Here is an 8830-nt window from a genome sequence, read left to right on the forward strand (position 1 = left end):
GGGCAGCACCTGGGGGGCGGGCAGGCCGAGCAGCCAGGCGGCCCGGTGCACGCTGTGGTGGGCGTTGGCGCCACAGATCACGGTGAGCTGACGGTCGGCGCCCCGGCCGTGGTGCTCCCGGGCGAGCAGGGCGCCGAGGAGGTTGGACTCGGTGCCGCCGGTGGTGATCAGGGCGTGCGGGTCGGGACCGGCGGGGTGGACGAGCGCGGCCAGCTCGCGGCTGATCCGGTCCTCGAGCTCGGAGGCCGCGGGCGCCTGGTCCCAGGAGTCGAGGGACGGGTTGAGGGCGCTGGCGGCCAGGTCGGCGGCGACGGCCACCGCGAGCGGCGGACAGTGCAGGTGCGCGGCGCAGTGCGGGTCGGCGGGGTCGGCGGCGCCCTCGGCGAGGGCGCGCACCAACTGGTGGAGCGCGGGGAGGGCGCCGGCACCGTGGTCGGGGATCGCCGGCTCGGGGGCCGCCTCGGCGAGCCGGCGGCGCACGACCTCCGGGCCGCCGGCGGGCAGCGGGCCGCAGCGGGCGGCGGCGCCCTCGGCGAGGGCGCCGAGCACGGTGTCGAGGAGAGGGCGGAGCGCACGCGGGCCCGCGGTGCCGCCCGCGAGCAGGCTGGGGTCGTGCGCTGGCGGCGCGGGCATGGCTGACCTCTTCCGATGGGGCGCGACCGGTGTCGCGCGCCGGGACAACGGCCACAAGCTACGCCGTGCCCGTGCGGCAGGTGCCCGGCTTTCCCCTCGTTCCCCCGAAGGGGGGACAGGGCCCGGCTTCGCACCGTCCCCGGCTACCGCGCCGCGGCCTCGGCGTGCGTGGCGTCGTAGGTTTCGCGCGCTTCGAGGAGCTCGTCCCAGTGCCGCGCCGTCCAGTCGCAGACGGTCGCGTAGAGCTCCATCAGGCTGTGCCCGAGCGGGGTGAGCTCGTACTCGACGCGGGGCGGGCACTGGCTGACGTTCCTGGTGAGCAGCCCGTCGCGTTCGAGGGCGCGCAGCGACCTCGTGAGGACCTTCGGGGTGACGCGGGCGAGCGGGACGCGGAGTTCCGAGTAGCGGCGCGGCCCCTTCCTGAGGCAGGCGAGGATGAGGCCGGCCCATTTGTCGCCGAAGCGGATGGGCACCAGGCTGGACGGGCACAGTTCCTCGAACATGTCGGGTGGCAGCGGTTCCCTCATGCGGTCACGGTAGCCCGGTGGCCGGTATCCGTGGGGATACCGGGGTCGCGGCTACGGTCCGGTGGCATGACGGAACTCGTGGTTTTCGGAGCCGGCGGCAGGGCCGGCAGGCGGGCGGTCGCGGAGGCGCGGCGGCGTGGGTTCGGGGTGACCGCGGTGGTGCGGGACCCGGCGAGGCATCCGGGTCTCGCGGCCGACGGGGTGCGCGTGGTGGCGGGGGACGTCACGGACGCGGCGCGGGTGGCCGAGTTGGCGACCGGGCACGAGGCCGTGGTGTCGGCGGCGGCCGAGTACGGTCCTGGCACCGATCCGGACGCGTTCTTCGCCGACTCGACGCGGGCGCTGCTCGCGGCGGCGCGGGCGTCGGGCGTCCGACGGCTGCTGGTGGTGGGGCTCGGCGCGTTGCTGCCGGACGCCGCCGGGCGGCCGTTGCTCGACTCGCCGGCGATACCGCCCGAGGCCCTGCCGTTCTGCCGGGCGCACGGCGCCGGTCTCGAGATCCTGCGGACCGAGGGCGCGGACGTCGACTGGCTGTATCTGAGCCCGTCGGGTCTCTTCGACGAGGACGGCGAGCGGTCCGGGCGCTACCGGGTCGCCGCCCACGGCGACCCGGCGGACCGGATCAGCTACCAGGACCTGGCGGTGGCACTGCTCGACGAGATCGCGGAGCCGCGCCACCGCGGGATCCATCTGGCGGTGACCGGCCGTTAGCTCGCGGCGCGGACGGCCAACGCCCGCCGCAGGTCGTCGAGTTGGTCGGCCAGAGCCCGGCGCAGGGCGGGCGTCGGCCCGCCCTCGCGCAGGGTCTGCTCGCCGAGGGTGAGGGTGCGCTCGTCGACGATCCTGGGGAAGGCGTACCGGCCGGCGGCCGTCGCGAGCGAGTGGCCGCGGCGGGCGGCGAGCCCGGTGGCCGCCGGGTAGTAGCGCTCGACGTAGTCGGTGAGGAGCGCCCGCTGCTCCGGCTGCCAGAAGCCCTGGGCCGTGGCGATGAACAGGTAGTTGGAGAGACGGTCCGCGGGATCGAACATGGCGTCCCAGGCGGCCGCCTTGGCGGCCGGTTCCGGGAGGGCGGCGCGGCAGCGGACGGCGCCCTCCTCCCCGGTGGCGCTGGGGTCGCGCCTGGCCTCGGCGGCGATCTCCGCCTCGTCGGTGGCCCCGAGCACGGCGAGCCGGTGCAGCAGTTGCCAGCGCAGCTCCGGGTCGAGCTCGGGGCCACCGGGCACGGTGCCCGCCTCCCACCAGGCGCGGAGGGTGTCGGGGGCGGTGGCGGCGCCGATGGCGGCGCGGACGGCGATCAGCCGGCGGGCGGGCTCGGCGCCGTCTGCGGTGCGCTCCAGGATGTCACGGGCCAGCTCGGTGAGGGTGTCGAGGGCGGCGCCGCGGCGGTCGTCCGGGAGGTACTGGTCGGCGATCTGGCGGCGGGCGAAGTCGAGCACGCCCTGGAGCAGGGCGGTCGCCGGCTCGCCGGGAAGGTGGCGGCGGGCGGCCTCCAGGTAGGCGCCGGGGAGGAGTTCGCCGTCCCTGACCATGTCGCGGGCCGCGTTCCACACCACGGTGCGGCTGAGCGGCTCCGGGAGGGAGCCGAGCGCGCGCTGGGCGGTGTTCCAGGAGGCAGGGTCGAGCCTGACCTTGGCGTAGGTGAGGTCGCCGTCGTTGACGACCAGCAGGTCGGGGCGCGGTCCTGGCCACTCGTGGACGGTGGTGCCGTCGGCCGCGGGCAGCTCGATCTCGATGACCGGCTCGCGCGGGGTGAGGCGCCGCTCGTCGACGGCGTCGTAGGCGCCGAGGCGGAGCCGGTGCGGACGGCCGCCGGCGTGGTGGACGGCGACCCGCCAACCGCCGTCGGTGGCGGTGACCTCGGGGGTGAGGGTGTCGGGCCCGCTGGTGCGCAGCCAGGCGTCGGCCCACTGGTGGACGGGGCGGCCCGATGCCTCCGCCATGGCGTCGATGAAGTCGGCGAGCGTGGCGTTGCCGAAGCGGTGGCGGGCGAAGTGGCGGTTGATGCCGGCGAGGAACGCCTCCTCGCCGAGCCAGGTGACGAGCTGGCGGAGGGCCGAGGCGCCCTTGGCGTAGGAGATGCCGTCGAAGTTGGTCCAGGCGGAAGCGGTGTCGGGCACGGCGTCCGGCTCGGGCGCCACGGGGTGGGTCGAGGGGCGTTGGTCGGCGTCGTAGCCCCAGGACTTGCGGGAGACGGCGAACTCGGTCCAGGGCCTCAGGTCAGTGGCCTCGGTGAGGATCTGGTAGCCCATGAACTCGGCGAAGGACTCGTTGAGCCAGGTGTCGTCCCACCAGCGGAGGGTGACGAGGTCGCCGAACCACATGTGGGCCATCTCGTGGGCGATGACCACGCCGCGCACCTCCCGCTCGGTGTCGGTGACGGCGGAGCGGAAGACGAACTCGTCGCGGAGGGTGACGAGCCCCGGATTCTCCATGGCGCCGGCGTTGAACTCCGGGACGAACGCCTGGTCGTAGGAGTCGAACGGGTAGGGCTCGTCGAAGAGTCGGTGGTAGCGGTCGAAGCAGCGGCGGGTGATGTCGAGGATCTCCTCGGCGTCCTTGTCCAGGTGCGGGGCGAGGGAGCGGCGGACGTGAATGCCGAAGGGCAGTCCCGCGTGCTCGGTGCGGACCGAGTGGTAGGGGCCGGCGGCGACCGCCATCAGATAGGTGGAGATGGGCGGGGTGGGCGCGCAGCGCCAGCGGCCAGGGCCCTCCTCGGTGGCGATGCCGTTGCCCAGCACGGTCCAGCCGGTGGGCGCGGTGACGGTGACGTCGAAGACGGCCTTGAGGTCGGGCTGGTCGAAGGCGGCGAAGACCAGGGACCCCTCGGTCATGCAGCACATGCTGTAGAGGTAGGTGAGCCCGTCCTCGGGGTCGGTGAAGCGGTGGATGCCCTCGCCGGTGCGGGAGTAGGGCATGTCGGCCTCGACCCGCAGTTCGTGCGCGCCGGCGGCGAGACCGGCCAGCGGCAGCCGGCCGTCGGCGAGGGTGGCCGGGTCGAGCGGCTGCCCGTCGAGGGTGGCGCGGCGCAGCGTGGTGGGCCGCAGCTCGACGAAGGTGTCGCCCGCCCGGCGCGCGGTGAAGGTGACGACGGTGGTCGAGGCGAAGGTGTCGGCGCCGTCGTCGGCGCCGCCGACGTCCAGGTCGACGGTGTAGCGGTGAACGTCGAGCAGCGCGGCGCGGTCTTCCGCTTCGGTACGGGTGAGTGAGGCCATGGGGGCCATGCTGCCCCACTCGCCTCACGGCCCGCAGTGGCTTTACGGGCGGCCGGAGCCGGCCGCGGGTGGCACGCGTTCACGGCCGGATGTGGGCTCACCACGGCCGGGCGTGGGCCGTTACGGTGCCCTCACCTGAGTGAGGGAGATACGCGTGAAACGTGTGATGGTGGGTGCCCTGCTGGCGGGCGCCGTGGTGTTGACGGGCCTGTCCGGTACCTCGTCCGAGCCGACCGCCTTCCAGGAGCGGGTCACGCCGGCGGACGACGCGCAGGCGTACTGCGGCTCCAACCCGTCGCCGCCGGCGACGTGCGCGCCCGAGGAGATGACGATCGTGCCGGGGGACGCCGCACGGCAGCAGTAGCCCCGGTCGGGTCCCGCAACGGTCGGCGCGGGGCCCCGGGAGGGGCCGGATCAGGACGGCTCGGGGTCGGTGCCGGTCACGCGCTCGTTGGCGATCGTCTCGTGGTGCCTGATGACCTCGGCGATGATGAAGTTCAGCAGCTTCTCGGCGAAGGCCGGATCGAGCTTGGCGCTCTCGGCGAGCTCGCGGAGGCGGGCGATCTGCCGGGCCTCGCGCGCCGGGTCGGCGGCCGGGAGCTGGTGGTCGGCCTTGAGGCGGCCGACGCGCTGGGTGCACTTGAAGCGCTCGGCGAGCATGTGGACCACGGCGGCGTCGATGTTGTCGATGCTGTCGCGCAGCGCGGTCAGCTCCGCGCGAACGCTCTCGTCGAGCTGCGTGCTGCTGTTCATGCGGCAAGCCTATGCTGCGGGGATGATCGCGACTCTGCAGTGCACGGTGATCGACTGTCCTGACCCGGCGGCGCTGGCCCGCTTCTACCAGGGCATTCTGGGCGGCGAGGTGGACGAGGCGTATGAGGACTGGGTGTGGCTGAAGCCGCCGACGGGCGCCAGGTTCGCCTTCCAGAAGGTGCTGGGCGAGTACCGGCCGCCGCGCTGGCCCGACCCGGAGCACCCGCAGCAGTTCCACCTGGACTTCGAGGTGCCGGGGATCGAGGACATGGCCGAGGCACAGGAGCGGGTGCTGGCGCTCGGCGCCACGCTCTTGCACGACAGCGGCGGCGAGCGGCGCGGGTTCCGGGTGTACGCCGACCCGGCGGGCAAGCCGTTCTGCCTCTGCTACGGGCAGAACGGCTGAGGCCCGGGGTCAGCGGATGGCGCCGGCGGCCAGGCCGCCGGCGAGCCGGCGCTGCACGAGGACGAAGAACACCAGCACGGGCAGCGTGATGAGGGTGGAGCCGGCCATCACCGCGCCCCAGTCGGTGCTGTACTGGCCGAAGAAGCGGTGCAGCCCGACAGCGGCGGTGTAGTTGCTGTCGTCCTGCATGAACACGAACGCGAAGACGAACTCGTTCCAGGCGACGATGAAGGCGAAGATGCTGGTGGCGACGAGCCCGGGGGCCACCAGCGGCAGCAGCACGCTGCGGAACATCCGCCACCAGCCGCAGCCGTCGAGGTAGGCGGCCTCCTCGACCTCCTTGGGCACGGTGGCGACGAAGCCGCGCAGCGTCCAGATGGCGAACGGCAGGGAGAACGCCAGGTAGACGATGGTGAGGCCGAGGAGGCTGTTGAGCAGGTCGAGGCTGCGCATCTGCAGGAAGAGCGGGATGACCAGCGCCTCGAGCGGCACCATCTGCACCACCAGGATCATCACCAGCACCTTGGTCCGCATCCGGAACTGGAAGCGGGCGACGGCGATGGCGGCGAAGAGCGCGAGCGCGCCGGAGAGCAGCACCGTGCCGACGCCGACGAGCGCCGAGTTGGCGAGGTAGCGGCCGAACTCGCCGGTGTCGAGGACGTACCGGAAGTGGTCCAGGGTGAACCCGGACGGCAGCACGGCCGATCCGCGGTGGTCGGCGCCCGGGTCGAAGGCCGAGGAGAGCATCCAGTAGACGGGGAAGAGCGTGAAGCCCAGCAGCGCGGCGACGGCCACGCCGAGCCCGATCCGTCCCGCGGTCGAGGTGCGGTTCACAGTTCGTCCCTCTCGTTGGACAGGGCCCTGACGTACACCACGGTGATGGCGAGCAGCAGCAGGGTCAGCAGCACGGCGATGGCCGAGCCCATGCCGTACTGGTTGCGGCTGAAGGACTGGATGTAGGACCAGACGCCGAGGTTGAGGACCTCCTGGTTGGAGCCGGCGCCGCCCGGCATCAGATAGATCTGGGCGAAGACCTTGAAGTCCCAGATGGTCGACAGGATGGTGACGACGAGGAAGACCGGCCTGATGGTGGGGACGGTGATGTGCCAGAACCGCTGCCAGGCGCTCGCTCCGTCGACGGTGGCGGCCTCGGGCAGCTCCCTCGGGATGGTGAGGAGCGCCGCGAACACGGTGATGGCCACGAACGGGAAGCCGTGGTGGACGACGTTGAGCGTGGCGATGGCGTAGAACGACCAGCGGTCGGTGAACCAGTTGGTCTCGCGGGGCTCGATCACGCCGAGGCCGTCGAGGCCGCCGCTGACCACGCCGTTGAGCGGGTCGAAGATCCAGATCCAGACGTAGGTGCCGGTGACCGCCGGCATGGCCCACGCCATCATGATCACGCTGGAGCAGACGACGCGCCAGACGCGGCCGAGGCGTCGCAGGAGCAGGGCGACGAGGGTGCCGACGACGACGGTGAGCACGACGCAGGTGACGGCGAAGAGCACGGTGTTGGGCAGCACCGTGCGCCACAGGAACGAGTCGCTCAGGATCTCGCGGTAGTTGTCGAACCCGGTGTAGTTGCTCTCGCCGGTGTTGATCTGGCGCAGACCGTAGTCCTGGAAGGAGAGCAGCAGGACGCGGACCAGGGGCCAGAAGAGCAGGACGGCCAGCACGGCGAGCGCGGGCGCGAGCAGCAGCCAGGGGCGGAGGGCCCGCGTCCAGCTCGCGCGCCTGGCCCCCCCGGCGCGCCGGCCCGCGGGGGCGCCGGCCGGTGCCGGCGCCCGCTCGGGGTCCGACCGGGCGAGCTCAGCCGCCAAAGGTCTGGTCCATTGCCGCCGCGGCGTCGTCCGCCGCCTGCTGAACGTCCTTGTCGCCGGAGAGGATGGACTGGAGCATCTGCGGGATCACCTGCTCGCCCTGGATGGCTCCGTACTGCTCGGTCACCGGCACGCTGGCCCCGGCCTCGGCCATCTGCTGGGCGAACGGCGCGACCAGCGGGTCGTCCTCCTGCTGCACGGCCTCCAGCAGGGACTGCTGCCCCGGGAAGTAGCCCGAGGACTCGGCCCACTGGCTGGCGAACTCGCCGGTGCTCATCAACTCGATGAGCTCCCAGGCGAGTTCGGGCTCGTCGCTGCTGAAGTCGCCGAGCAACGAGCCGCCGACGAAGGAGGGGCTGAAGCCGCTCTCCTGCCCGGGGATGGGCACCACACCGATGCGGTCGGCCCAGGAGGCGTCGGCCTCGAGCAGCGTGTTGACGGTCCAGTTGCCGTTGATGACCATGGCGGCCTCGCCGTTCTGGAAGCTCTCCAGCTGGTCGGTCTCCAGCCAGGTGCTCGCGGCGGCCACCGACAGGTCGTCCTCGGTGGCGAGCGAGGTGTAGAACTCGATGCCCTCGACGGCCTCCGGCGAGTTGATGGTGGAGACCCACTGCCCGTCCGAGCCCTGCTCGGCGATCTGGCCGCCGGCGCCCCAGATGAAGGCGTCCACGCTGTACTCGCCGCCGCCGATGACGGGGAACGGGATCATGTCCGGCTCCAGCTCCTTGAGCTGGAGCGCCACCTCGCGCAACTCCTCCCAGGTGGTGGGGGGTTGCAGGTCGTGTTCGGCGAATATGTCGGCCCGGTACATCAGCGACCTGGTGCCGGCGTACCACGGCATGCCGTAGACGGCGCCGTCCACCGTGGCCGCCTCGGAGAGCGCGGGCACCAGGTCGTCGGAGAGACCGCTCTCCTCGATCCGGTCGGCGAGGTCCGTGAGCGCCCCGGCGGCACCGAACTCCGGCGCCCACGTGGTGCCTATCTCGGCCACGTCGGGCAGCTCGCCGCCGGCCATGGCGGTGGTGATGCGGTCGTGGGCGTCGGCCCACTGGATGAACTGCACGTCGAGCGTCGCGCCGGTCCGCTCGGCGAACGCGGCCTGGAGGTCCGCGACATAGGGCTCGGCGTCGGGGTTGGTCCCCTCCATGATCCACAGCTCGATCGTGGTGCCCTCGCCCGACCCGTCGCCCTCGTCGTCCCCGCCACCGCCGCAGGCTGTCAGCAGGCCCAGCGCCAGCACGGCGGCGCCGGCGACGAGCCGCCGGCGGCGGGCGTGGGGGAACGCACCCCCGGGAGTTCGCAACATGACCTGTCCCCTCCTGACGGCGCGCTTCGACACCAGCGAGATCACCAGCCGGCTGAGGGTCGATTGTGACAGCGCCCACTTCACCCGATCCAGGTCCGCGGATCACGGAACGGCACCGTTTGTGGTCTCGACCACTGACGCCGGCTCCGTCGGCCGGGGCGTCTCCCCCACCC

10 protein-coding genes are annotated in these 8830 nt (G+C 72.8%); 3 read left to right on the forward strand and 7 right to left on the reverse strand.

The window, feature by feature from the left end:
- On the reverse strand, positions 1-633 hold a 633-nt coding region (locus tag E1265_RS28930), incomplete at its 3' end, for a pyridoxal-dependent decarboxylase (protein WP_243741187.1).
- 143 nt (positions 634-776) lie between these two features.
- A complete protein-coding gene (locus E1265_RS28935; protein ID WP_132933953.1) occupies positions 777-1160 on the reverse strand; it encodes a helix-turn-helix domain-containing protein in 384 nt (127 codons plus the stop codon).
- A 66-nt stretch (positions 1161-1226) separates the two neighbouring features.
- On the opposite strand from E1265_RS28935, the gene E1265_RS28940 reads away from it, so the two are divergent.
- Positions 1227-1871, forward strand: coding sequence for an NAD(P)H-binding protein (locus tag E1265_RS28940; protein WP_132933954.1), 645 nt, complete (start codon positions 1227-1229; stop codon positions 1869-1871).
- Here E1265_RS28940 and pepN read toward each other — a convergent pair.
- Positions 1868-4372, reverse strand: a complete 2505-nt coding sequence (gene pepN, locus E1265_RS28945; protein WP_132933955.1) for an aminopeptidase N — start codon at positions 4370-4372, stop codon at positions 1868-1870. The genes E1265_RS28940 and pepN overlap by 4 nt on opposite strands.
- Positions 4373-4526: 154 nt before the next feature.
- Here pepN and E1265_RS28950 point away from each other — a divergent pair, with 154 nt between their 5' ends.
- Positions 4527-4736: a hypothetical protein gene (locus E1265_RS28950; protein ID WP_132933956.1), complete on the forward strand. Its 210-nt coding sequence runs from the start codon at positions 4527-4529 to the stop codon at positions 4734-4736.
- 50 nt (positions 4737-4786) lie between these two features.
- On the opposite strand, the gene E1265_RS28955 is transcribed toward E1265_RS28950, so the two are convergent.
- Positions 4787-5125 carry a chorismate mutase gene (locus E1265_RS28955; protein ID WP_132933957.1) on the reverse strand — a complete coding sequence of 113 codons (339 nt, stop codon included), beginning with the start codon at positions 5123-5125 and terminating at the stop codon, positions 4787-4789.
- Between the two features lie 22 nt (positions 5126-5147).
- Here E1265_RS28955 and E1265_RS28960 point away from each other — a divergent pair, with 22 nt between their 5' ends.
- Positions 5148-5531, forward strand: a complete 384-nt coding sequence (locus E1265_RS28960; protein WP_132933958.1) for a VOC family protein — start codon at positions 5148-5150, stop codon at positions 5529-5531.
- A gap of 9 nt (positions 5532-5540) precedes the next feature.
- On the opposite strand, the gene E1265_RS28965 is transcribed toward E1265_RS28960, so the two are convergent.
- Genes E1265_RS28965 through E1265_RS28975 form a run of 3 tightly spaced genes read right to left on the reverse strand, consistent with a single transcriptional unit; the run spans position 5541 to position 8657 of the window.
- Positions 5541-6365 carry a carbohydrate ABC transporter permease gene (locus tag E1265_RS28965; RefSeq protein WP_132933959.1) on the reverse strand — a complete coding sequence of 275 codons (825 nt, stop codon included), beginning with the start codon at positions 6363-6365 and terminating at the stop codon, positions 5541-5543.
- Positions 6362-7351, reverse strand: coding sequence for a sugar ABC transporter permease (locus E1265_RS28970; protein ID WP_132933960.1), 990 nt, complete (start codon positions 7349-7351; stop codon positions 6362-6364). The genes E1265_RS28965 and E1265_RS28970 overlap by 4 nt, the downstream gene beginning before the upstream one ends.
- Complete coding sequence (locus E1265_RS28975; protein ID WP_132933961.1) at positions 7341-8657, reverse strand: sugar ABC transporter substrate-binding protein; 1317 nt, start codon at positions 8655-8657, stop codon at positions 7341-7343. The genes E1265_RS28970 and E1265_RS28975 overlap by 11 nt, the downstream gene beginning before the upstream one ends.
- Positions 8658-8830 lie beyond the last annotated feature (173 nt).

Origin of the sequence: Streptomyces sp. 8K308, assembly GCF_004348315.1 — a bacterium.
Classification (GTDB): domain Bacteria; phylum Actinomycetota; class Actinomycetes; order Streptomycetales; family Streptomycetaceae; genus Streptomyces.

Bases quoted from the DNA above. Each gene is read 5' to 3' on its own strand.
- E1265_RS28955 (WP_132933957.1), bottom strand. From the start codon at position 5,125: ATGAACAGCAGCACGCAGCTCGACGAGAGCGTTCGCGCGGAGCTGACC.
- E1265_RS28940 (WP_132933954.1), top strand. From the start codon at position 1,227: ATGACGGAACTCGTGGTTTTCGGAGCCGGCGGCAGGGCCGGCAGGCGG.
- pepN (WP_132933955.1), bottom strand. From the start codon at position 4,372: ATGGCCTCACTCACCCGTACCGAAGCGGAAGACCGCGCCGCGCTGCTC.
- E1265_RS28960 (WP_132933958.1), top strand. From the start codon at position 5,148: ATGATCGCGACTCTGCAGTGCACGGTGATCGACTGTCCTGACCCGGCG.
- E1265_RS28975 (WP_132933961.1), bottom strand. From the start codon at position 8,657: ATGTTGCGAACTCCCGGGGGTGCGTTCCCCCACGCCCGCCGCCGGCGG.
- E1265_RS28935 (WP_132933953.1), bottom strand. From the start codon at position 1,160: ATGAGGGAACCGCTGCCACCCGACATGTTCGAGGAACTGTGCCCGTCC.